Source organism: Pseudomonas machongensis (genome assembly GCF_034961125.1).
GTDB classification, from domain to species: domain Bacteria; phylum Pseudomonadota; class Gammaproteobacteria; order Pseudomonadales; family Pseudomonadaceae; genus Aquipseudomonas; species Aquipseudomonas machongensis.
The window spans coordinates 418,863-440,511 of record NZ_JAYFUI010000187.1 but is presented as its reverse complement, the minus strand read 5'-3'; the positions used below and the strand labels follow the sequence as shown (position 1 = coordinate 440,511).

General features: G+C 64.4%; 22 protein-coding genes. 14 read left to right on the top strand and 8 right to left on the bottom strand.

Features of this window, described 5'->3' with window-relative positions; translation table 11 throughout:
- Window positions 1-91: 91 nt before the first annotated feature.
- Together VA602_RS20865 and pdxR are read left to right on the top strand one after the other, a co-directional pair.
- Entirely contained in the window at window positions 92-877 is a 786-nt protein-coding gene (locus VA602_RS20865) for an SDR family NAD(P)-dependent oxidoreductase (protein ID WP_112898144.1), read from the top strand.
- A 341-nt stretch (window positions 878-1,218) separates the two neighbouring features.
- A complete protein-coding gene (gene pdxR, locus VA602_RS20860; protein WP_323454206.1) occupies window positions 1,219-2,652 on the top strand; it encodes a MocR-like pyridoxine biosynthesis transcription factor PdxR in 1,434 nt (477 codons plus the stop codon).
- Here the strand turns inward: pdxR and VA602_RS20855 are convergent.
- Together VA602_RS20855 and VA602_RS20850 are read right to left on the bottom strand one after the other, a co-directional pair.
- Window positions 2,645-3,841, bottom strand: coding sequence for a cyanate transporter (locus VA602_RS20855; RefSeq protein WP_323454205.1), 1,197 nt, complete (start codon window positions 3,839-3,841; stop codon window positions 2,645-2,647). The two genes, pdxR and VA602_RS20855, sit on opposite strands and share 8 nt — an antisense overlap.
- Entirely contained in the window at window positions 3,838-4,296 is a 459-nt protein-coding gene (locus VA602_RS20850; protein ID WP_063544752.1) for a nucleoside deaminase, read from the bottom strand. The genes VA602_RS20855 and VA602_RS20850 overlap by 4 nt, the downstream gene beginning before the upstream one ends.
- 207 nt (window positions 4,297-4,503) lie before the next feature.
- Between VA602_RS20850 and VA602_RS20845 the strand changes: the two genes are divergently transcribed.
- Entirely contained in the window at window positions 4,504-4,941 is a 438-nt protein-coding gene (locus VA602_RS20845) for a carboxymuconolactone decarboxylase family protein (protein ID WP_054895379.1), read from the top strand.
- Between the two features lie 36 nt (window positions 4,942-4,977).
- Here VA602_RS20845 and VA602_RS20840 read toward each other — a convergent pair whose 3' ends face one another.
- On the bottom strand, window positions 4,978-5,991 hold the full coding sequence (locus VA602_RS20840; RefSeq protein ID WP_323454204.1) for an AraC family transcriptional regulator: 1,014 nt from the start codon (window positions 5,989-5,991) through the stop codon (window positions 4,978-4,980).
- Window positions 5,992-6,160: 169 nt separating this feature from the next.
- Here VA602_RS20840 and VA602_RS20835 point away from each other — a divergent pair, with 169 nt between their 5' ends.
- From VA602_RS20835 to VA602_RS20825, 3 genes are read left to right on the top strand one after another with little or no spacing between them, the layout of a single operon-like run.
- Window positions 6,161-7,345: an acetyl-CoA C-acyltransferase family protein gene (locus tag VA602_RS20835; protein ID WP_323454203.1), complete on the top strand. Its 1,185-nt coding sequence runs from the start codon at window positions 6,161-6,163 to the stop codon at window positions 7,343-7,345.
- Window positions 7,346-7,358: 13 nt separating this feature from the next.
- On the top strand, window positions 7,359-8,207 hold the full coding sequence (locus VA602_RS20830; protein ID WP_323454202.1) for a 3-hydroxybutyryl-CoA dehydrogenase: 849 nt from the start codon (window positions 7,359-7,361) through the stop codon (window positions 8,205-8,207).
- 12 nt (window positions 8,208-8,219) lie between these two features.
- Window positions 8,220-8,804 (top strand): TetR/AcrR family transcriptional regulator, encoded by a 585-nt coding sequence (locus tag VA602_RS20825; RefSeq protein ID WP_063544744.1) that lies wholly within the window; start codon window positions 8,220-8,222, stop codon window positions 8,802-8,804.
- 40 nt (window positions 8,805-8,844) lie between these two features.
- Here the strand turns inward: VA602_RS20825 and VA602_RS20820 are convergent, their stop codons facing one another.
- Window positions 8,845-9,837: a bile acid:sodium symporter family protein gene (locus VA602_RS20820; RefSeq protein ID WP_063544742.1), complete on the bottom strand. Its 993-nt coding sequence runs from the start codon at window positions 9,835-9,837 to the stop codon at window positions 8,845-8,847.
- Between the two features lie 127 nt (window positions 9,838-9,964).
- On the opposite strand from VA602_RS20820, the gene ampC reads away from it, so the two are divergent.
- Together ampC and VA602_RS20810 are read left to right on the top strand one after the other, a co-directional pair.
- On the top strand, window positions 9,965-11,104 hold the full coding sequence (gene ampC / locus VA602_RS20815; protein WP_407682524.1) for a class C beta-lactamase: 1,140 nt from the start codon (window positions 9,965-9,967) through the stop codon (window positions 11,102-11,104).
- A 697-nt stretch (window positions 11,105-11,801) separates the two neighbouring features.
- Window positions 11,802-12,137 carry a hypothetical protein gene (locus VA602_RS20810; protein ID WP_054893774.1) on the top strand — a complete coding sequence of 112 codons (336 nt, stop codon included), beginning with the start codon at window positions 11,802-11,804 and terminating at the stop codon, window positions 12,135-12,137.
- Window positions 12,138-12,222: 85 nt separating this feature from the next.
- Here VA602_RS20810 and VA602_RS20805 read toward each other — a convergent pair whose 3' ends face one another.
- The 4 genes from VA602_RS20805 to VA602_RS20790 form a co-directional block, all read right to left on the bottom strand.
- A complete protein-coding gene (locus tag VA602_RS20805) occupies window positions 12,223-12,417 on the bottom strand; it encodes a hypothetical protein (RefSeq protein ID WP_054893773.1) in 195 nt (64 codons plus the stop codon).
- Between the two features lie 140 nt (window positions 12,418-12,557).
- The gene (locus VA602_RS20800; protein WP_063544738.1) at window positions 12,558-12,878 is read right to left on the bottom strand and encodes a YbjQ family protein; all 321 of its coding nucleotides are present in this window, start codon (window positions 12,876-12,878) and stop codon (window positions 12,558-12,560) included.
- A gap of 61 nt (window positions 12,879-12,939) precedes the next feature.
- Complete coding sequence (locus VA602_RS20795) at window positions 12,940-13,827, bottom strand: EamA family transporter (protein ID WP_323454201.1); 888 nt, start codon at window positions 13,825-13,827, stop codon at window positions 12,940-12,942.
- Between the two features lie 313 nt (window positions 13,828-14,140).
- Window positions 14,141-15,052, bottom strand: coding sequence for a LysR substrate-binding domain-containing protein (locus VA602_RS20790; protein ID WP_323454200.1), 912 nt, complete (start codon window positions 15,050-15,052; stop codon window positions 14,141-14,143).
- Window positions 15,053-15,148: 96 nt separating this feature from the next.
- Between VA602_RS20790 and VA602_RS20785 the strand changes: the two genes are divergently transcribed.
- The 6 genes from VA602_RS20785 to VA602_RS20760 all read left to right on the top strand — a co-directional run bounded on the left by VA602_RS20785 (window position 15,149) and on the right by VA602_RS20760 (window position 21,569).
- Entirely contained in the window at window positions 15,149-16,240 is a 1,092-nt protein-coding gene (locus VA602_RS20785; protein ID WP_323454199.1) for a tartrate dehydrogenase, read from the top strand.
- 288 nt (window positions 16,241-16,528) lie between these two features.
- Entirely contained in the window at window positions 16,529-16,870 is a 342-nt protein-coding gene (locus VA602_RS20780; RefSeq protein ID WP_323454198.1) for a BCCT family transporter, read from the top strand.
- Window positions 16,855-18,129: a BCCT family transporter gene (locus VA602_RS20775; RefSeq protein WP_323454197.1), complete on the top strand. Its 1,275-nt coding sequence runs from the start codon at window positions 16,855-16,857 to the stop codon at window positions 18,127-18,129. Before VA602_RS20780 ends, VA602_RS20775 begins: the two co-directional genes overlap by 16 nt.
- Window positions 18,130-18,274: 145 nt before the next feature.
- Window positions 18,275-19,396: an aromatic ring-hydroxylating oxygenase subunit alpha gene (locus VA602_RS20770; protein ID WP_323454196.1), complete on the top strand. Its 1,122-nt coding sequence runs from the start codon at window positions 18,275-18,277 to the stop codon at window positions 19,394-19,396.
- 60 nt (window positions 19,397-19,456) lie between these two features.
- Window positions 19,457-20,431 carry a PDR/VanB family oxidoreductase gene (locus VA602_RS20765; RefSeq protein WP_054893766.1) on the top strand — a complete coding sequence of 325 codons (975 nt, stop codon included), beginning with the start codon at window positions 19,457-19,459 and terminating at the stop codon, window positions 20,429-20,431.
- 82 nt (window positions 20,432-20,513) lie between these two features.
- The gene (locus VA602_RS20760; protein ID WP_323454195.1) at window positions 20,514-21,569 is read left to right on the top strand and encodes a GlxA family transcriptional regulator; all 1,056 of its coding nucleotides are present in this window, start codon (window positions 20,514-20,516) and stop codon (window positions 21,567-21,569) included.
- The last annotated feature ends 80 nt before the right edge of the window (window positions 21,570-21,649 follow it).

The window sequence follows — 21,649 nt, the reverse complement described above, 5'->3', positions numbered from 1 at the left end:
CTTGATGTCCTGAAAACGTACTATATGCGTCATTTGCGCCACAATCAAAGGCGCGCATCATCGCTGCAACCCAACCCACGGAGCAGCAACCATGACTCGTACAGCCCTTATCACTGGCGCCTCTACCGGCATTGGCGCACTCTACGCCGAACACCTGGCCCGCCGCGGCCACGACCTGATCCTGGTCGCCCGCAACCGCGAACGCCTCAATCAACTGGCCTCGCGCCTGAGCAGCCAGACCGGACGCAGCGTCGAAGTCCTGCCGGCAGACCTGGCCGACAGCCAGGACCTGGCGCGCATCGAAACCCGTCTGCGCGAAGATGCCAGCATCGGCCTGCTGGTCAACAACGCGGGTATTGGTACCCACACCGCACTGCTGGAAAGCGACGTCGAACAGATGACCCGCATGATCGCGCTGAACATCACCGCCCTCACCCGCCTGACCTATGCCGCGGTGCCTGGCTTCGTCGAGCGCGGCGAGGGTGCGCTGATCAACATCTCCTCAGTGGTCAGCCTGCTGCCGGAACTGCTCAATGGCGTGTATGGCGGCAGCAAGGCATACGTCACCGCCTTCACTCAGAGCCTGCACAAGGAGCTGGCCGACAAGGGCGTGCAGGTCCAGGCCGTACTGCCAGGCGCCACCGCCACCGACTTCTGGAGCATCGGCGGCCTGCCGGTGGAGAATCTGGATCCAGCGATCGTCATGACTGCGCAGGACCTGGTGGAAGCGGCACTGGCCGATTTCGACGCCAAGCGCCTGATCTCGATTCCGTCGCTGCACGAAATCGAACGCTTCGAGGCGTTCGAGGCCAGCCGCCAGGCGTTGAACGGGCACCTGTCGAATCAACAGTTGGCGCCACGTTATCGTCAGGGTTGATCTGGGTGTGCGTGGGTAGGTTTTGTGATAGCAGGTTCTGTGGGGGCAGTCCATTTTGTGGGAGCGGGCTTGCCCGCGAAGCAGGCTCCGCCGATTTTCGAGCATTGAGCAGACTGTAGGCCTTTTCCAGGTTGAGATTCTGGAAATCATCTCAAGGTGTTCGAATGTGATCGCGTGAGGGCTGACAGGGGTTCGCCGACAGCTTTTTAGGGCCTGTGAGATCGAGCGCCGCGCGGGCGGAGCTCGATCTCACAGGCCCTAAAGAACTCCCGCCAAGCAACAAAACTTGCGAGCCACCCCCCAAAATCGCAAGCTAGGCCGTCCCCCATCCGGATAGCCCCATGGAACTACACATTCGCCTGGAGGGCCGCAAGGGCCTGGCCGAGCAGCTCTACCAGCAGCTGCGCAGCGCCATCGACAGCGGCCACCTGGCCGCCGGCACCCAGTTGCCGCCCACGCGCCTGCTGGCCGAGCAGTTGGGGATATCGCGCAAGACCGTGGCCGAAGCGTACTCGCGGCTGACCTACGACAACCTGCTCAGCGGCGTGGTCGGGCGTGGCACCTTCGTCAGCCCACGGCGGGCCCTGCAGGCCAGCGACGTCGAGCCGATTGCCCTGGCCGCCGCCAGCAGCCTCGAACGCTGGCAGCAACGCGCCACCGTGCTCGGCCGCTCCGCGCTCGAGGCGCCCTCGCGTTACGACTTCGTCGGCGGCGTATCGGCCAAGAGCCAGTTTCCCTTCGATCAATGGCGCGCCTGCATGCAGTACGCCCTGCGCTGCAGCCAGCGCCACAGCGAGCGCCAGTTCCCGGCCCAGGGTCTGCCCGAGCTGCGCGAAGCCATCGCCCATCACATTGCCTTCGCTCGCGGCGTGCACTGCAGCGCCGCCGATGTGCTGGTGTGCAACGGCGCCCAGCAGGCGCTCGACCTGATCGCCCGGGTGCTGGTCGAACCCGGTACACGCGTGGCCATGGAGGATCCCGGCTATCCACCGGCACGCCAGCTGTTTCTGGCGATGGGCGCTGATTTGCAGTCGGTGCCGGTGGACGATGAAGGGCTGTGCGTCGAGCAGATCGCAGACGGCACCCAGCTGATCTACGTGACGCCGTCGCACCAGTTCCCGCTCGGCATGCCGATGAGCGAACGGCGCCGACACGCCCTGCTCGCCCGCGCCGCTGAACTCGGAGCGCTGATCATCGAGGACGACTACGACTGCGAATTTCGCTATCAGGGCCCGGCCAGCGATGCGTTGCAACGCCTGGATCGACACGGGTTGGTGGCCTATGTCGGTACCTTTTCCAAGACCTTGCTGTCGGAGCTGCGCCTGGGCTATGCCGTACTGCCTCCCAGCGTCCTGAGCGCCGCCTGCGTGGCCAAGCACCTGAGCGACTGGCACAGCCCGAGCCTGCAGCAATGGGCGCTGGCGCGCTTCATCGGCGAAGGCCATCTGAACCGCCATATTCGTCGTTGCCACGACATCTATGCCGCACGGCGCGAGCGCATCCTCGCACGCCTGGAAAGCGACCTGGCGCCCTGGCTGAGCGCCGTACCGGCCAGCGCCGGCTTTCACCTCAGCGCCCTGGCCGCACCTGGAGTCGATGTGGAGCTGCTGGTCAGGCTGACTCGCCGGGTCGAAGTCGGCGTCTATTCACTGGCGCCGTTCTTCAACGACGTGCCAGTGCGTCCGGGGCTGCTGATGGGCTTCGGTGCCATCGAGCGGCTGGACATCGACCCGGCGCTGGACCGCGTGCGCGATGCCCTGCAGCAGCTCAGTTGAGCGTCGTCGCCTGCATCGAGCGCCCCCGCCGCGCCACGGCAGCGGTGTAGCCTCGGGGGGCAAAGCGTGCGGTCACCAGCAGCATCGCCACCACGGTCAGCGTCAGCAGCGTCCAGGCAGCCTGGAAATCGCCGGTGAACGCACGCAGCCAGCCCGTCACATAAGGCACGGTACCGGTGACGATGAAGCCGACACCCTGCACGAAGGCAGCCAGGCTCCCCGCTTCGCCCGGTGTTTTCAGATGCTCGAGGGTCAGGGTAAGGCTCAGGCTGAAGCACGCACCCAGCCCCAGGCCGATCATCGCCACCCAAAGCCCCATGGCCTGGGTAGGCGCCAGCAGCAAACCGAGAAACCCACCCAACTGGATCGCCAGCGCCAACCACAGACCAGGCCGCCGGTCATGCAGGCGCCTCAGCAGCAATGGCAGCCCCAGCGCACCACTGACCTGGAAGATGGTCATCAGCCCCACCAGCTCGCCACCGCCCTGAGCTGTACCGCCGTGCTCCAGGTGATAGGCCGGCAGCCAGGCGACCATGCTGGTATAGCCGCCGTTGATGAGGCCGAAATACAGCGCCAACAACCAGGCACGGCGATTACCGAACCAGTGACCGCCGCTGGCCGCGGCCAGGTGCGGCGTGTCGTGGCGCGGGCGTAGCCAGGCCCAGCCGCACAGCGCAAGTAGCGCGGGCACTGCCCAGATGCCAAGCCCCGCCTGCCAGCGCCCCGCCACCTCGCTGACAGTCGGCCCGAGCACCGCAGCCAGGCCGCCGCCGCTCATCAACGCTGCCGAGTACAGCCCCATCGTTGCAGCCAGGCGGCTCGGGAACCAGCGATTGACCAACCCGGGCATCATGCCCTGCACCACCGCCACGCCAAGGCCGGCGACCACGGCGCTGGCGATCAGCGCCCAGGCGCTGTCCAGTTGCAGCCGCCACAGGCACGCCAGGGCGATGGCCGAAAGTCCGGCGAGCATCCCGCCATGCTCACTGATCCAACGCCGCAGCCAAGGCTGCAGCAAAGGCACCAACCCCATGCACAGCACCGGTAGCGCCGTGAGCAACGCCGCTTGCTGGTAGCCAAGCCCGGTGCTGCTGCGCATGGGTTCGAGCAAGGGGCCGATGCTGGTCAGGATCGGCCGCAGGTTCAGGGCCAGCAGGATCACCAGCAGCAGGTTCAAGGCGCCTCTCATACCGGGTTCGCCTGCCGCCACTGCTGGTAGAGGCCGGCCTCGCCCTCAGGCTTGAGCACGTGCAGTGGCAGGCTCTGCTGCTGCGGTGCACGTGCCATCTGCGCGTAGACCGCCGCCGTAGACAGTCCGTAAGGCTCGCCCTCGTCGTTGTCATAGGCGAACCATGCCCGCTCGATGCCGCACAGGTGCATGGCGGCCAGGCACATCGGGCACGGGTGGCCGCTGGCATAGATTTCGGCACCGTCCAGACGCGACCGGCCCAAGGCCTGGGCGGCTTTGCGGATCGCCTGCAATTCGGCATGGGCAGTCGGGTCCTGAGTGCTGTGGATCTCGTTGACCGCACGGGCGACGATCTGGCCCTGGTGCACCAGCACCGCACCGAACGGGCGACCACCCGCCTCGATATTGGCTCGGGCCAGTGCCAGTGCTTCACGCATGAAGGTTTCGTTGGACATGAATCGGTACTCCTCGAACAACAGGCGGCCATTATCCCGGCTGCTGGCGCGCGGCAGAAATGACGAGATTGGATGAAAGTCAGTGGCCGCACGAATGCCGGCATTGGTCTCCCGGCAAATAGCGGGATTGGCTATCGGGCCCTGCAGGCAACGGCGCTACGCTGGCACCACGAATCACCCCTGACTTGAACTGACTGGAGAATCACCATGCACGATCGAATCGAATGGGCCAGGCACGCCCCTGAAGCCTACAAGGCCATGGTCGGCCTGGAGCAGGTCCTGGCCAAGTGCGGCCTGGAGCATTCACTGCTCGAACTGGTGCGCCTGCGCGCCTCGCAGATCAATGGCTGCGCCTATTGCGTGAACCTGCACGCCAACGATGCGCGCAAGGCGGGCGAAACCGAGGCACGCTTGCAGACCCTGAGCGTGTGGCAGGAAACCCGTTTCTTCACCCCGCGTGAACGCGCCGCACTGGCCTGGCTGGAAAGCCTCACCCGCTTGCCTGAGCGCGGTGCACCGCAGGTCGAGTACGAAGCGCTGCTGGAGCATTTCGAACCGAGCGAGGTCGCCAACCTGACCCTGGCGATTGCCACCATCAATGCCTGGAACCGCTTTGGTGTCGGCTTTGCCATGGTGCCGGCTTGAGGTGAGCCTTTAGGGCCGCTATGCGGCCCCGGCGGTCTACGGGTTCACACCCAGCCGGGTCCGATAACTCCCCGGACTCTGCCCCGTCCACTTCTTGAACGCCCGGTGAAAGGCGCTGGGCTCCTGGAACCCGGTCTGCTCGGCGATCTCGGCAATGCTCAGTTGCCCCTCGCGCAAACGCTCGAACGCCATGGCCCGGCGCACTTCATCCTTGATCTGCTGGTACGAGCGCCCCTCGCGCTCCAGTTGCCGGCGAAAGGTACTGGCGCTCAGGCCCTGGCGCTCGGCCATGGCGGTCAGGGTCGGCCACTGTCCATAGCCACGGCTGCGCAGATGGCGATAAACCTCCGCCACCAGGTCGCCCTGGTTGCGAAAACGGATCACCAAGCCCTGCGGCGCGCTGCGCAGGAAGGTCTTGAGCGCCGCCAGGTCCTGCACCACCGGCAGGCGCAGCCAGGCGCTGTCGAACTCCACTTCGGTACGCCCACTGCCCAGGCGCAGGTCCGGCCCCCACAGCAGCGTGTCGTCGTCCTGCGCCGGGCGCGCCACGGCAAGCTCGGTGCGGTCGATGCTGATGCGCCGTCCGGCCAGCCAGCACAGCAGGCCGACCACCAGCACCAGAAAGGTTTCCTCGGCATAGACCCGTGTCAGCGGATCTTCGATATTCGACTGCACGCTGATCACCGCACGCCCGCCGCGCACCGCGAAACTGCCGCGCAAATCGCGCAGGAACAACGCGAAGTTACCCAGGCACTGACGCAGCGCCTTTTCCAGGGTCGGCTCCTGGATCAAGCCACGGCAGATCAGGGCGAAGCTGCCCATCGGCATGCCATGGCTGTCGAGACGGAAGAACTCGTCGTCCAGGTCTTCGATCAGCGCCAGCCACAGCCGGGCGAACGCCTTGGCCGGTACCCGCGCCTGGGGGCGGGCCAGCAGCGCCGGGTCGATGCCGACCGCACGCAGTTGCGCATTGCGCTCATCGGGGCGATCGCGCAGGGCGTGGAGCATGGCATTGAGAAAGTACACCGCGACCGAATCGCTTTCGCGCATGACGGATATCCGCTGTCTATGCTGAGTGGCAAAAAATGCCAGGTTGACTGAGCAGTTTCGGCATAGGCCCGTTCCCGGCCTTTGCCTAGACTCGGACCCCATCCGCAACGGTCGCCATTCTCGCAGAGCCCGGCACCGTCCCGCCACGCCTTCGCAATCGGAGCTATATATGAGCAGCGCAGAAATCTATGTCGTCAGTGCAGTGCGTTCGGCCATCGGTGGTTTTGGTGGCTCACTCAAAGACCTGCCGCTGGCCGACCTCGCCACCGCCGTGACCCGCGCTGTCATCGAGCGCTCGGGCGTGGCCGCCGAGCAGATCGGCCATGTGGTGATGGGCAATGTGATCCCGACCGAACCACGCGACGCCTACCTGGGCCGAGTGGCGGCGATGAACGCCGGCATTCCCAAGGAAACCCCGGCATTCAACGTCAACCGCCTGTGCGGGTCGGGCCTGCAGGCGATCGTATCCGCCGCCCAGGGCCTGCTGCTGGGCGAGACCGACATCGCCCTGGCTGCTGGTGCCGAGTCCATGAGCCGCGGCCCTTACCTGCTGCCGCAAGCCCGTTGGGGGGCACGCATGGGTGACCTGCAGGGCATCGACTACATGGTCGGCATCCTCCAGGATCCGTTCGAAGGCTTCCACATGGGTATCACCGCCGAGAACGTCGCCGCCAAGCATGGCATCACCCGTGAAATGCAGGACGAACTGGCGTTGACCAGCCAGCGTCGCGCCGCCCGCGCCATCGCCGAAGGTCGCTTCGACAGCCAGATCGTGCCGATCGAGCTGAAAACCCGCAAAGGCAGTGTGCAGTTCGCCGTCGATGAGCACGTGCGCGGCGATGTCAGTGCCGAGCAGTTGGCGGGCATGCGCACCGCCTTCAAGAAAGACGGCAGCGTCACCGCCGGCAATGCCAGCGGCATCAACGACGGCGCCGCCGGCCTGGTCCTGGCGACCGGCGATGCGGTGCGCCGCCTTGGCCTCAAGCCGCTGGCAAGGCTGGTGGCCTACGCCCATGCCGGTGTCGAACCTGAGCTGATGGGCCTGGGCCCGATCCCGGCCACGCGCAAGGTACTTGAAAAGGCCGGCCTGTCGGTCAAGGACCTGGACGTGATCGAATCCAACGAAGCCTTCGCCGCCCAGGCCTGCGCTGTGGCCCAGACGTTGGGCTTCGATCCGGAAAAGGTCAACCCCAATGGTTCGGGCATCTCGCTCGGCCACCCGGTCGGCGCCACTGGCGCGATCATCGCCACCAAGGCCATTCACGAGTTGCAGCGCATTCAGGGGCGCTATGCGCTGGCGACCATGTGCATCGGTGGCGGCCAAGGCATCGCCGTGGTCTTCGAGCGCGTGTGACGGGAGCATTGACATGACCATCCAGCAGATCGCCGTGATCGGCGCCGGTACCATGGGCAACGGCATCGCCCAGGTGTGCGCGATAGCCGGCTTCCAGGTGTTGCTCATCGATGTCAGTGACGCAGCGCTTGAGCGCGGTGTCGCCACACTGAGCAAGAACCTGGAACGCCAGGTCAGCAAGGGTACCCTCGAGGCCGACAAGGCCGAAGCCGCCAGGACGCGCATCCGCACCAGTACCGACTACGCGCAGCTGTCGAGCGCGCAACTGGTGATCGAGGCCGCGACCGAAAACCTGGCGCTCAAGCAGCGCATCCTCCAGCAGGTGGCCGCCAGTGTCGATGCACAGTGCCTGATCGCCACCAATACTTCATCGCTGTCGGTCACTCAGCTGGCCGCCAGCATCGATCATCCTGAGCGGTTCATCGGTGTGCACTTCTTCAACCCAGTGCCGATGATGGCCCTGGTCGAGGTCATCCGTGGCCTTCAGACCAGCGACACGACCTACGCCCAGGCGCTGCTGGTCACCGAGAAGTTGGGCAAGACACCGATCACTGCGGGCAACCGCCCCGGCTTCGTGGTCAACCGCATCCTGGTGCCGATGATCAATGAAGCGATCTTCGTGCGTCAGGAGGGCCTGGCCAGCGCCGAGGATATCGACACGGGCATGCGTCTGGGCTGCAACCAACCGATCGGCCCGCTGGCACTGGCCGACCTGATCGGCCTGGACACCCTGCTGGCGATCATGGAGGCCTTCCACGAGGGCTTCAACGACAGCAAGTACCGCCCTGCACCGCTGCTCAAGGAGATGGTTGCCGCCGGCTACCTCGGGCGCAAGAGCGGCCGTGGTTTCTTCACCTACTGAGGAGCGCGAGTCATGCCGGTCACCGCTGCCCTGCGCTGCGCCAATTTCGAGGAACGCCGCGACAGGGCCATGGCGCTGTTCGCCGAAAAAGGCTTCGGCCAGGTCAGCATGCGCGAACTGGCCGCGCATGTCGGGCTGACGGCGGGCTCGCTGTACCACCATTTCCCGAGCAAGCAGGACCTGTTGTTCGACCTGATCGAGGAGCTGTACGAAGAACTGCTGGCCACGCTCGACCAAGGTCGCCGTGCGCTGGCCAGAGGCAAGCCGGCATTGCCTGGCCTGATTGCCGCGCACTGGCAGTTGCACAGTGAGCGGCCCTTGCAGTTTCGTCTGGCAGAGCGGGATTTCTGCTGCCTGAGCGAGGCTCAGCAGGCACGCCTGGGCGAGCTGCGCCACGACTACGAAACCGGATTATTGCAATTGGTCGCGCCCAAGGCGCGCCATGGCGGCGAGGTGCTGGCAGCGGCCGGGCACGTGCTGGGCAGCTTGCTGAACCAGCTGCCGGGCGTGCTGCAAGCGCGTGGCGTGCCCGAGCTGCAAGGCGTCGGGCTGATGGAGAGCCTGGTGGCGGGCGGGATAGAGCGAGCGTTGGTGTGAACGGTACGCGCTTCGCGTCCCGCTCACACCACCCTCTGCGTCAGGACGCCGCCGAAGCTTCCTCGCCCACCACTTCCCGCGCTGCGTAGCGCTGCGCCAGCACCGCACACACCATCAGCTGGATCTGGTGGAACAGCATCAGCGGCAGGATCATCGCGCCGATCCCGCTCCCCACGAACAATACCTGAGCCATCGGCACCCCGGTGGCCAGGCTCTTCTTCGAGCCGGCAAACAGGATGGTGATGCGGTCTTCGACGCTGAAGCCCAGCACGCGCCCCAGCAAGCGGGTACCGAGCAGCACCACCGCCAGCAACACGCCGCAGGCGACGAACAGACCCAGCAGGTGCTGCGGCGAGACGGTATTCCACAAGCCCGTCACGACCGCTTCACTGAACGCGGTATAGACCACCAGCAGGATCGAACCCTGGTCGACGATCTTCAGCCAGCGTGCATTCTTCTTGACCCAGGCGCCGATCCAGCGACGGGCGATCTGTCCCGCCACGAAGGGCACCAGCAGTTGCAGGGTGATCTTGAGTACCGCATCGAGCCCCGAACCGGTATCGCCGTCAGCACCCAGCAACAGCATCACCAGCAGTGGCGTGAGGAAGATGCCCAGCAGGCTGGAGGCCGCCGCACTGCAGATCGCTGCCGGGACGTTGCCGCGTGCCAGCGAGGTGAAGGCGATGGCCGACTGCACGGTCGCAGGCAAGGCGCACAGGTAGAGCAGGCCCAGGTACAGCTCGTTGCCCACCAGCGGCACGAACAGTGGCTTGAACGCCAGGCCCAGCAACGGAAAGAGTACGAAGGTGCAGGAGAACACCAGGATGTGCAGGCGCCAGTGGCCGGCGCCGGCGATGATCGCCTCGCGCGACAGCTTGGCGCCGTGCAGGAAGAACAACAGGGCAATCGCCAGGTTGGTCAACCAGCCGAAGGCCACCGCGCCGTCACCCGAACAGGGCAGCAAGGTCGCCAGCAGGACCACCGAGAGCAGGGTCAGGGTGAATTTATCGAAAAGCATGCGCAGGTACTTCATGAAGTGTCCGTCTTGTCATGGTGCAAGGGCTGACGATAAGGTCTGCGCTCTCTCGGCGCTAACGCCGGAACCCCCGCCAGTGTCGCTGAACGGACATTGGCCCTCTTCCAGGCAAGGAAACCTATCGATGTACAACCTCCGCCCCGCCCTGCTCACCCTGGCCCTGGCGATGACCGCAACCCCGGCGCTGGCCGACGACCTGCAACGCCAGGTCGACGCCATCGTCCAGCCACTGATGCAGGCACAACGCATTCCCGGCATGGCCGTGGCGGTCTACGCCAATGGCCAAGCGCACTACTTCAGCTACGGCGTGGCCGACAAGGCCGACAATCGCCCCGTGACCCGCGACACGCTGTTCGAAGTGGGTTCGGTGAGCAAGACCTACACCGCCACACTCGTCGCCCTGGCCAGCGCCCAAGGCAAGCTCGACCTCGATGCCCCGGCCAGCCGCTACCAACCGGCACTGGAAAAGTCCGCGCTGGGCTCGGCGAGCATCCTGGAACTGGGCGCCTACAGTGCTGACTGCCTGCCGTTGCAGTTTCCCGACGAGGTGAGCAACGACAAGCAGGCGCTGGTGTTCCTCCAGCAGTGGCAGCAGAAAACCGAGCGCGGCACCCGCCGTTGCTATTCCAATCCGAGCCTGGGACTGTTCGGTAACCTCGCAGCGCAGGCGCAGAAACGCCCGTTCGCCGAACTGATGCGCCAGGACCTGCTCCCAGGCCTGGGCCTGAAGCACACCTACCTGCAGGTCCCGGCAGCAGAGCGCAGCCACTATGCCCAGGGCTACGATGCCAATGAGCGCCCGATTCGCGTCAGCCCGGGGCCCTTCGCCGACGAAGCCTACGGCATCAAGACCAGCGCCACCGACATGCTCGCCTACCTGCGCGCGCAGCTCGACCCGCAGGGATTGTCGGCCGATATGGCCAAGGCGATCGCCATCACCCACGGCGGCTACTTCCAGGTGGGCGACATGACCCAGGGCCTGGGCTGGGAACGCTACCCCTATCCGGTCGCACTCGACACTCTGGTCAAGGGCAATGGTGTGCAGATGATCCGTGAGGCACAGGCCACCAAGCGCCTGCAACCCGCGCAACCGGCCGGTCCGGCGTACTGGTACAACAAGACCGGTGCCACCACCGGGTTCGGCGCCTACGTGGTGTTCGTGCCGAGCAAGGGCATGGCCATTGCGTTGCTTGCCAATCGCAATTACCCCAACGATGAACGGGTTCGTGCAGCCCACGCGATCCTGTCTGCCGTGACGCCTTGAGTGGCATGCCTTTCAAGGTGGTTGGGTAGAGGCTGTAGGGTTCGCCGGAAGATTTTCAGCGCCTATGAGATCGAGCGCCGCCCGCGGGGCGCTTCGCGGGCAAGCCCGCTCCCACAGTTTGTTTCGGGCCAATGAGTCCTGTGGCATTTTCGCGCGCCCCCTTTTGCGCACGGCGCGATATCGAGTCGTACACACCAGGCGGTCGCGCGCCTGTGGCACAGGCATAACTGGTCCGAAACAAATGTAGGGGCGGCGGTTCGGCGCTCCGACTTGCCCGCGAAGCGCCGCGCGGGCGACGCTCGATCTCATAGGCGCTAAAAACCTTCAGGCAAGCACCTACCACCCCTCACACAATCACCTGCGAACGCCTTGAAAGCAATGACCTCAAGTACACGCTATTCCCCTGCCTAAGCAGGATTGTCCGACAAGATGTAGTGAGAAAAAATTTTCACTACAAAACCATTGACGCCCTTCCCCAGCCTTGTGCATGATGAGGCCGTCTCCCTGATCGGGAGCGGTGGCAAGGGTATTCCAGACGGCCTGCGCGGTAACGCAGGCCGTTCGTGGAGAGGGAAACTGTCCAAAAGGCAGCGTGAGAAAGCCCCTGTTGCGATGCTGCTGTAGCAGCCTTGGTAGAGCGCTACACCGCTGTGGCGCCAACTGTGAAAATCACCAACGAATGGGTAATGGGGGCTTTATGATGAACTTGAACAACAATCCTACGATCGACCAATTGGCCCAGCTGTTCGCCGCGCGCAAGGACAGCCTCGACGACCACCTGCTGTGGGTCAGCCAGACCGGCGAGGTCCGCCTCGACCGCCTGCCGGCCAACACCGTCGAAGACGAATCCGACCTGCATATGCCCGACAGCATGTGCGCCCGTTTCAAGGTCTACCGCCGTGGCCAGGGCTACGTCGGCAAGAAGGCCGCCGCCGACACTCAGTTCGTCGAACGCGTGCTCATGACCCTGCAACAAGAATGGCCCGCTGCCCGTGAGCAGCAGGCCGTCAAGGTGATCGACCCACTCAACTGAGTTGTACACCGCTACTTGAGCCCGGCCCGCAAGGCCGGGCTTTTTCATGCCCGGCGCGGTCTCACGCAATGGGATCAATGAGGCGTCAGGATGATTTCTTGGCTGGCACCCGCGGCGTGAAGCGCCCTTTCTTGCTGCGCTGCAAGTGGGCCGGCTGAAGCTGCTCGGATTCGTCGAGGGTCATGTTGGCAAAACCCAGGTGAAAGGCCGTCTGGCCGCAACGCACCTGGTTATTGATCGGGAATGCGTCGTTCAGGTCTTCGATATAGGACTCGCTCATGCCCTGTCTCCCTCCAAAGGCGTCCGCGTCGGCAAGCAACCTGCTTGCCCAGAGAAACACGGCCCGTAGAAATGAGACTAGTCGGTCATTTGCAGACCACTCGGACGAAAGTCCTTTGCCCGACCAATGGCACCTGGCCGCTATCTAAGGCGCACAGCCGTGCCGGTGGCGAACACCACGACCATTCCGCCCTGTACGGACGGCATGCTGATTTCGAAGTCCACGCCAACCACTGCATCGGCCTGCAAGCGACGTGCCCGCTCCAGCAACTCCTCGGTGGCCTGCTCGCGCGCCTGGCGCAATGCGCTTTCCAGGGTTTGCGAGCGACCGCCGAAGAAGTCGCGCCAGCGTGCGAAGAAATCGCGCACGAAATTGACGCCCTGCACCGATTCGGCGCTGACCACGCCGAGGTACTCGGCGATCGGGCGACCTTCGAGCTGGCTGGTGGTGGAAATGATCATGGGCGCGGCTCCGTGGTTCTGGAAAACCCCAGATCCTAACAGAGCCTTGCGCTGAACAGCGCTAGTGCGCGCTGGCAGCTCGCAGGCGCTGGCTCAGGCGAGGCCCGAAGACATTGATCAGCAGCCCCAGCATCACCAGCAGCGCCCCCCAACCCTGCGCGGCGCTGAGGCGCTCGTCGAGCAGCCAGGCCGAGGAGCTCAGGCCGATCACCGGCACCAGCAGCGAAAATGGCGCGACCTTGCCGGCCGGGTGACGCGAGAGCAATGTGCTCCACAGGCTGTAGCCGAGCATGGTGGCGACCAGCGCCAGGTAGAGCAGCGCCAGCACCGAACTCATGCCGATGTTGGCCAACGCATGGCCGATGCGCTCCGGCCCCTCCAACCACCACGACAGCGCCAGGAACGGCAGCGGCGGAACCAACCCGCCCCAGATCACCAGGGCCACCAGATCCACCGAGCCGAAGCGACGGGTAATGATATTGCCCATGCCCCACATGGCGCCGGCGCACAGGGTCAACAGCAGCGCCACAAATGGCACATGGCTGCTGTCTTCGCTGCCGATCACCGCGAGGCCGCCAGCCGCCACCAGCAACCCGAGCACACTGGCCGGGCGCAAGCGCTCGCCCAGAAACAGCGCGGCGAAACCCAGGGTGAAGAACGCCTGCGACTGCAGCACCAGCGAAGCCAGACCTGGGGGCATGCCGCTGTACATGGCCTGGAACAGGAAGGCGAACTGCCCCAGCGAGATGGTCGCGCCATAGGCAATCAGCCAACGCCAGGGCAGGTTCGGACGCTTGATGAAGAGGATTGCCGGAAACGCCACCAGCATGAAACGCAAGGCACCGAGCAGCATGGGCGGAAGGCCGTCGAGCCCGACCTTGATGACCACGAAGTTGACGCCCCAGGCAATGATCACCACCAGAGCGATCAGCAGGTCCTTGACTGGCATTTCGGTGTTCCTTCTCTCAGGCTTTACTAGACATATTTCGTTACAGCATAAGGGTATTCCGTCGACAGCGACCAGCACAGTTGCGGCCCAGGGTTGCGCAACAGTCAGCTGTTTGCGCAAGGGTTGAGCGGTTTTGCAGCGGTCGTCTCGCGGCAAGTCGGAGCGCCTAATCGCTGCTTGTGTCCTGAAAGGTGCCGCGTTGCGGGTCCAGGATCTGTGCAGGTACACAGAGTATCGGGGGCTGCTGCGCAGCCCTTTCGCGACATGAGGCCACTCCTGCAGGGCCGATGGCCGTCGAGGGCAGAGACCGAAGTCACCCCGGCAACCGATACCGTTCGGCAAAGTACTGCCGGAAGAACTCCACCGCCACCCGCACCTTGGCCGATCCGGCCAGGGGCGCGGTGTACACCGCCCAGATGTCCGCCGCCTGCTGGTAATCCTCCAGTACCTGTACCAACCGGCCATCGACCAGGTTGTCGTGCACATCCCACCACGAGCGCAGCAGGATTCCGCGCCCATCCAGGCACCACTGGTGCGCCACCTCGCCATGGTTGCTCGACAGCGGCCCGGTCACCCGCACGCTTTCTTCGCCACTGGGCCCCTTCAGGTGCCACAGACCGAATGGATGATCGCGTTCCTTGATCACCAGGCAGTCGTGGCTGGCCAGTTCCGCCAAGGTGCGCGGTGTACCGTGCCGGGCCAGGTAGGCCGGCGCCGCGCAGAGCACCCGGCGATTGCGCGCCAGAGGCTTGGCAATCAGGTGCGGTGCGATGACGTTGCCCACGCGAATGTCCAGGTCGACACCTTCGGCGATCAGGTCCACCAGCCGATCGTGCACGTCCAGACGGATGTCCAGGCGCGGATAGCGCGCCGCCAGCTCCGACAGTGCTGGTGCCACGAAACGTCGCCCCAGCCCCAGGCTGCTGGCGATGCGCAGTTGCCCGGCAGGCTCGCGCTGGCCGGCGTTGAGATCGTCGTCCATGCCCTGGAGCGCATTGAAGATCTGTTGTGCCCACTGATAGACCCGTTCGCCCTCCTCGCTCACCGTCACCCGTCGCGTGGTGCGATGCAGCAGGCGTACGCCCAGGCTTTCTTCGAGCAGCCGGATACGCTTGCTGACGAACGCCGGCGACATGCCGCGCTCGTCCGCCACTGCAGCAAAGCTGGCACGACGGGCCACGTGCAGGAAGATATCGAGGTCGTCGAGGTTCGGCAGATTATTCACGATACGTACACTAAGAATAAATGAATGGATGGATTATCTCTGAATCGCCTCCTTATAGCATGAGCCGCATCTGTTCCCACACACGAGATGCACGTCATGACCAAGACCTTCAAAATCGCCGCCATCCCGGGTGACGGCATCGGCAACGAAGTCCTCCCCGAAGGCATCCGCGTGGTTGAGGCCGCGGCACGCAAGCACGGCCTGGACCTGCAATTCGAGTTCTTCGAATGGGCCAGCTGCGACTACTACCTGGCCCACGGCAAGATGATGCCCGATGACTGGTTCGAACAGCTCAAGGGCTTCGATGCGCTGTTCTTCGGTGCCGTCGGCTGGCCAGACAAGGTGCCCGACCACATCTCGCTGTGGGGCTCGCTGCTCAAGTTCCGCCGCGACTTCGATCAGTACGTCAACATCCGCCCGGTGCGCCTGTTCCCTGGCGTGCCCTGCCCACTGGCCAACAAGCAGCCGGGTGATATCGACTTCGTGGTGATCCGCGAGAACACCGAGGGTGAATACTCCTCGCTCGGCGGACGCATGTTCGAAGGCACCGACAACGAATTCGTGCTGCAGGAATCGGTGTTCACCCGCCGCGGCGTCGACCGCATCCTCAAGTACGCGTTCGAAGTCGCCCAGACCCGCGAGCGCAAGCACGTGACCTCGGCGACCAAGTCCAACGGCATGGCCGTGAGCATGCCCTACTGGGACGAGCGCACCGCCGCAATGGCCGCGCACTACCCCGAGATCAGCTGGGACAAGCAGCACATCGACATTCTCTGCGCACGCTTCGTGCTGCAGCCAGAACGTTTCGACGTGGTGGTGGCCTCCAACCTGTTCGGCGACATCCTCTCCGACCTGGGCCCGGCGTGCGCTGGCACCATCGGCATCGCGCCCTCGGCCAACCTCAATCCCGAACGCGTGTTCCCATCGCTGTTCGAGCCGGTGCATGGGTCGGCGCCAGACATCTACGGCAAGAACATCGCCAACCCGATCGCGATGATCTGGTCCGGCGCGCTGATGCTCGAGTTCCTCGGCAAGGACGGCGACGACGCGCGCTATCAGGCCGCTCACGACGACATCCTCAAGGCCATCGAGACCGTGATCGCCAACGGCGACACCACCCGCGACATGGGCGGCAGCCGTTCGACCCAAGAGGTCGGCAAGGCCATCGCCGAACTGCTCGACGCCTGACCAGCAGTATGGATATCCGTGAGAGCGGCGGGTCGCCGCTCTCATAGGGATAGAGCCGGCTTCGCGCGATCACCGGAACTGCACCAGCCTCGCTTTGACCACATCGCCACAAAACCCGCCATCAGGATTGTCCGACGATCCTCTTGCGGCCCTCGACAAATCCATGCACACTTTCCGTTAACCAATGGATTTGTGTTAATCAATGGTTAACAGAATAAAAAAGCCTCACCGATACGGACTTCCCCAACGCCTGACTCCTACTACAAGAAAAGCTCCAGGAGACAATTGATGTCCCCCGATAACAAAAAGATCGACGTGTTCCTGATTGCCATGAGCCTGCTTGCTGTACTGCTCACCGTGATCGGCCTCGCAGCCTTCCCTGTTCAGGCAGAAGGCATGGCCAACCAGCTGTTCGAACTGTCCACCCGTACCTTCGGCACCAGCGTCCAGGTGCTGGTGTTCGCCAGCACCCTCGCGGTGCTGTACATCGCCTTCAGCAAGTACGGCAACATCCGCCTGGGCAGTGGCAAACCCGAATATGCCACCACCACCTGGGTGTTCATGTTCATCTGCGCTGGCATGGGGTCCTCGACCCTGTACTGGGGCGTGATGGAATGGGCCTACTACTAAACCAGACACCCGGCCTGAACATCGCACCGATGTCCGCCCAGGCCCTGGAATACAGCGTCAGCTACTCGTTCTTCCACTGGGGCATCAGCGCCTGGTCGATCTACGCCTTGGCATCGCTGGCCCTGGCCTACCACTTCCACGTACGCAAGAAGACCGGCCTGAACCTGGCCTCGATCATCGAAGCGGTGACCGGCTTCAAGGCCACCGGCCCCGTTGGCCGCGCAGTGGACCTGATCTTCCTGCTGACCATGATGGGCGCGCTGACCGTGTCGCTGGCATTGACCGCCTCGACCCTGACCCGCGGCCTGTCGGACCTGGCCGGCACCCCCAACACTTTCACCGTGCAACTGCTGGTGATCGGCGCGGTGGCGCTGCTGTTCTCGCTCAGCTCCTACATCGGTATCGATGGCGGCCTGCAGCGCCTGTCGAAGATGGTCTGCATCGGCGCCCTGGTGTTCGCCGGCGTGGTGCTGCTGGTCGGCCCGACCCAGTTCACCATCAACACCACGGCCAACGCCGTCGGCCTGATGTTCCAGCACTACGTGCACATGAGCCTGTTCACCGACCCGGCCGGCGACGGCGCCTTCACCCGCAACTGGACAGTGTTCTATTGGCTGTGGTGGGTATCCTATGCCCCAGGCGTTGCCATGTTCGTCGCCCGTGTATCGCGCGGCCGGCAGATCAAGGAAGTGGTGTTCGCCCTACTGATGGGCGGCAGCTTCGGTTGCTGGTTCTTCTTCGGCGCGCTGGAAAGCTACAGCATGCACCAGTTCATCAACGGTCAGATCGACGTGCCGAAGATGCTCAGTGAACTGGGCGGCGAAGCAGCGGTAACCGACCTGCTGCTGGCGTTGTCGTGGGGCACTCTGTTCCTGGCGGCATACCTGTTCATCATGGCCGTGTTCTGTGCCTCGCACATGGACGCCGCCGCCTATGCCGTGGCCGCGACCAGCACCCGCAACCTTCGTGAAGGCGATGATCCAAGCCCGACCCTGCGCCTGTTCTGGTGTGTAGTGCTGACCCTGGTACCGCTGGCCATGCTGTTCGCCAAGGCCTCGCTGTCGACCATGAAGACCGCAGTGGTCCTGACCGCGATACCGTTCATGGTGATCCTGCTGGTGAAGATCTACGGATTCTTCAAATGGCTTGCCGCGGACTACGGCGACATGCCGGCCTACCGCATCGAGGAAGAAGCGGCGCGCCTGGCCGGTGAGCAAGCGCCCGCGAAAGCACCGCGCAGCGCGGCGACGGTTCACTGATCGCCGGTGAGTATGTGGTGAGTGGGTGGGCCCTTCGCGGGCAAGCCCGCTCCTACGAAGATGCTCGACACGGGATCGAAAATTTTTTTGCCCTGATTGTTAACTGACAGATACGCGTTAACCAAAATAAAACCGAGAGACCGCCATGAACGATTTCAAACGCCTGCCCGCCGACTTCTGCACCAACCCTGAAGAGGCCTATACCCTCCCGGCCAACTTCTATACCAATGCCTCGGTGTTCGAGCACGAAAAGGAAGCGATCTTTGCCCGCAGCTGGATCTGTGTCGGCCACGGTAGCGAGGTTGCCGAGAAGAATGCCTACATCACCCGCGAAGTGATCGGCGAAAGCATCATCGTCGTGCGCGGCCGCGACGATGTACTGCGTGCCTTCTACAACGTCTGCCCGCACCGCGGCCATCAGTTGCTCGAAGGCAGCGGCAAGGCCAAGAACGTCATCACCTGCCCCTACCACGCCTGGACCTTCAAGCTCGACGGCGAACTGGCCCATGCGCGCAACTGCGAGAACGTGGTCAACTTCGACAAGCAGAACTCCACCATGGTGCAGCTGCGCGTTGAAGAGTACGCAGGCTTCATCTTAATCAACATGGACAACGATGCAGGCTCCGTCGAAGACCAGCTTCCAGGCCTGCAGCAGCGCATGCGCGCGGCCTGCCCGGTGATCGACGACCTGCACCTGGCGGCGCGCTTCGTCAGCGACACCCCGGCCAACTGGAAATCCATCGTCGACAACTACCTGGAGTGCTACCACTGCGCCCCGGCCCATCCTGGTTTCTCCGCGTCGGTCGACGTCGGCCAGTACAGCCATAGCCTGCACGGCAACTGGACCCTGCAGTACGGGGTGGCGACACCTTCGGAGCAGTCGTTCACGTTCGACGAATCGGTCAAGGATCCGTCCTTCGCCGGCTTCTGGGCCTGGCCGTGCACCATGTTCAACGTGCCGCCAGGGGCCGACTTCATGACCGTGATCTACGAGTTCCCGGTCGATGCCGAAACCACCCTGCAACACTACGACATCTACTTCCTCAACAAGGACATCAGCGAAGAGCAGCAAAAACTCATCGACTGGTACCGCGAAGTGTTCCGCCCAGAAGACTTGCGCCTGGTGGAAAGCGTGCAGAAGGGCTTGAAGTCGCGCGGCTACCGTGGCCAGGGCCGGATCATGGTCGACCAGCAGCGCAGCGGTGTCAGCGAGCACGGTATTGCCCACTTCCACAACCTGATCGCCGTCGCCCACCTGGACGACTGATTTCCCTGAAGTTCGTCCCGCGCCAGGGCCTGGCGCGGGGCTTTGCTGTCGAGGTACGCCATGGCCAAGCAATACGAGATGTTCAAGGTAAAGGTCACCGGCGTGGAGCAAGCCACCCCGCTGATCAAGCGCTTCACCCTGGCCCGCGCCGACGGCGCCGCCCTGCCGGCCTTCACCGGTGGCAGCCACGTCATCGTGCAGATGCAAGGTGCCGACGGGCGCCAGTTCAGCAATGCCTACTCACTGATGAGCGACCCGCGCGAACTGTCCAGCTACCAGATCGGCGTGCGCCTGGAGGAGCAGTCCAAGGGCGGCTCGGCGTTCATGCATCACCAGGTGGAGGTGGGCAGCGAGCTGACCATCTCCAGCCCCAACAACCTGTTCGCCCTGGAGCCGGAGGCCGGTCGCCATGTGTTGATCGCCGGCGGCATCGGCATTACCCCGTTCCTGGCGCAGCTGCACGAACTCGAGGGCGGCGCGACGCCCTATGAATTGCACTACGCCTTCCGCGCCCCCGAGCACGGCGCCTTCCAGGCCGACCTGGAAAATGGCCCGCATGCGCACAGCACACGGTTCTACATCGACAGCCTCGAGCGCAAGCTTGACCTGGCCGCCCTCTGCGCCAACCTGCCCGATGATGCGCACCTCTATGTCTGCGGCCCCAAGCCGCTGATCGACGCAGTGATCGCCAGTGCCGCAGCGGCCGGGATCGCCGAGTCACGCGTGCACTGGGAGCAGTTCGCCGCTGCCGCCCCTGCCGCCGGCAGCGCTTTCACCGTGGTGCTGGCGCGCTCGGGCACCGAACTTGAAGTCGAGCAAGGCATGACCATCCTCCAGGCCATCGAGAAGTCCAAGGCGGCCAAGGTCGAGTGCCTGTGCCGCGAAGGTGTGTGCGGCACCTGCGAGACGGCCATCCTCGAAGGCGAAGCCGAACATTTCGACCAGTACCTGAGCGATGAGGAAAAAGCCTCGCAGCAGACCATGATGCTGTGCGTGTCGCGCGCGCGCAGCGCACGGCTGGTGCTGGACCTGTAAGGCACGCCACCCGGCAGCTCGGCACCGCGGCCTCGCCCGCGGTGCAGTACCATGTAGACGTCCTTCCAGCGTCGACATGCCCATGACCCATCCCGCCAGCTTCCCGGAACCCCCCCACGTCTGCCACGACCTGCCGCGTCGGGTGCTGTTCCTCGCCTACCCGCAAATGGGCCTGCTTGACCTGACGGGCGCACAGACCGTGTTCTGGGCGGCGAGCAAGGCCCGCAACGAACGAGGGCTGCCAGGCTATGAAGTGCGTACGGCAAGTCTTGGCGGCGGGCTGATTACCACAGCCGAGGGCCTGGCGGTGGCCAGCGAATGCCTGCAGGTCCTGCTCGATCAGGCCCTGGACACGCTGGTGGTGCCCGGTGCTCCGCAGATGATCGGGCTGCTGCCTGACCAGGGCGAGTTGATCGAAGCTCTGCGACACGCCAGCCACAAGGCACGACGCACGGCATCGGTGTGCAGCGGCACCTTCCTGCTTGCCGCGGCCGGTTTACTGCAGGGGCGTCGTGCCGCCACCCACTGGGCGATGTGCGACGACCTGCAGCGGCTGTTCCCTGAGGTGCAGGTCGATGCCGAGTCGATCTTCGTCGAACAGGAGCATTTGTGGACCTCGGCCGGCGTCAGCGCCGGCATCGACCTGGCACTGGCCCTGGTCGAGGCCGACTGTGGCCGAGAGGTCGCCATGCAGGTGGCGCGGGAACTGGTGGTGTTTCTCAAGCGACCCGGCGGCCAGACCCAGTTCAGCCAACTGCTCAAGGTCCAGGGCGAAGACAGCGCCGCCTTCGAAGCCTTGCATCTATGGATCAACGACAACCTGGGCGACCCCCGCCTGAGCGTGGAGCGCCTGGCGGACCAGGCGAACATGAGCCTGCGCAACTTCACCCGGGTGTACAAGCAAAAGACCGGTCGCACCCCGGCCAAGACCCTCGAGCTGTTTCGCGTGGAGGCCGCGCGCCGCCTGCTGGAGACCTCCGCGCAGCGTATCGAGCAGATCGCCCGCCTGTGCGGCTTCGGCAACGAAGAGCGCCTGCGCCTGGCCTTTCAGCGCCACCTGCAGGTCAGCCCACGCGACTATCGCGCCCGTTTTGCCCGCAGCGTACCACTGGCCGAAATCCAGGGATCTTTGACCTAGGGTCGCCCCGGCAGCGCACGTAGCATCGCCGCGACAGATCGAGCCTTGCGGCTACGCCTGTCGGGCCACGGCCGTGCGCC

Coding starts and splice junctions, on each gene's coding strand:
- VA602_RS20770 (WP_323454196.1), top strand. CDS start 18,275: ATGAACGATTTCAAACGCCTGCCCGCCGACTTCTGCACCAACCCTGAA.
- VA602_RS20835 (WP_323454203.1), top strand. CDS start 6,161: ATGAGCAGCGCAGAAATCTATGTCGTCAGTGCAGTGCGTTCGGCCATC.
- VA602_RS20765 (WP_054893766.1), top strand. CDS start 19,457: ATGGCCAAGCAATACGAGATGTTCAAGGTAAAGGTCACCGGCGTGGAG.
- pdxR (WP_323454206.1), top strand. CDS start 1,219: ATGGAACTACACATTCGCCTGGAGGGCCGCAAGGGCCTGGCCGAGCAG.
- VA602_RS20830 (WP_323454202.1), top strand. CDS start 7,359: ATGACCATCCAGCAGATCGCCGTGATCGGCGCCGGTACCATGGGCAAC.
- VA602_RS20865 (WP_112898144.1), top strand. CDS start 92: ATGACTCGTACAGCCCTTATCACTGGCGCCTCTACCGGCATTGGCGCA.
- VA602_RS20775 (WP_323454197.1), top strand. CDS start 16,855: ATGGGCCTACTACTAAACCAGACACCCGGCCTGAACATCGCACCGATG.
- VA602_RS20820 (WP_063544742.1), bottom strand. CDS start 9,837: ATGAAGTACCTGCGCATGCTTTTCGATAAATTCACCCTGACCCTGCTC.
- VA602_RS20810 (WP_054893774.1), top strand. CDS start 11,802: ATGATGAACTTGAACAACAATCCTACGATCGACCAATTGGCCCAGCTG.
- VA602_RS20785 (WP_323454199.1), top strand. CDS start 15,149: ATGACCAAGACCTTCAAAATCGCCGCCATCCCGGGTGACGGCATCGGC.
- VA602_RS20845 (WP_054895379.1), top strand. CDS start 4,504: ATGCACGATCGAATCGAATGGGCCAGGCACGCCCCTGAAGCCTACAAG.
- VA602_RS20800 (WP_063544738.1), bottom strand. CDS start 12,878: ATGATCATTTCCACCACCAGCCAGCTCGAAGGTCGCCCGATCGCCGAG.
- VA602_RS20780 (WP_323454198.1), top strand. CDS start 16,529: ATGTCCCCCGATAACAAAAAGATCGACGTGTTCCTGATTGCCATGAGC.
- VA602_RS20825 (WP_063544744.1), top strand. CDS start 8,220: ATGCCGGTCACCGCTGCCCTGCGCTGCGCCAATTTCGAGGAACGCCGC.
- VA602_RS20760 (WP_323454195.1), top strand. CDS start 20,514: ATGACCCATCCCGCCAGCTTCCCGGAACCCCCCCACGTCTGCCACGAC.
- VA602_RS20850 (WP_063544752.1), bottom strand. CDS start 4,296: ATGTCCAACGAAACCTTCATGCGTGAAGCACTGGCACTGGCCCGAGCC.
- ampC (WP_407682524.1), top strand. CDS start 9,965: ATGTACAACCTCCGCCCCGCCCTGCTCACCCTGGCCCTGGCGATGACC.
- VA602_RS20805 (WP_054893773.1), bottom strand. CDS start 12,417: ATGAGCGAGTCCTATATCGAAGACCTGAACGACGCATTCCCGATCAAT.
- VA602_RS20795 (WP_323454201.1), bottom strand. CDS start 13,827: ATGCCAGTCAAGGACCTGCTGATCGCTCTGGTGGTGATCATTGCCTGG.
- VA602_RS20840 (WP_323454204.1), bottom strand. CDS start 5,991: ATGCGCGAAAGCGATTCGGTCGCGGTGTACTTTCTCAATGCCATGCTC.
- VA602_RS20855 (WP_323454205.1), bottom strand. CDS start 3,841: ATGAGAGGCGCCTTGAACCTGCTGCTGGTGATCCTGCTGGCCCTGAAC.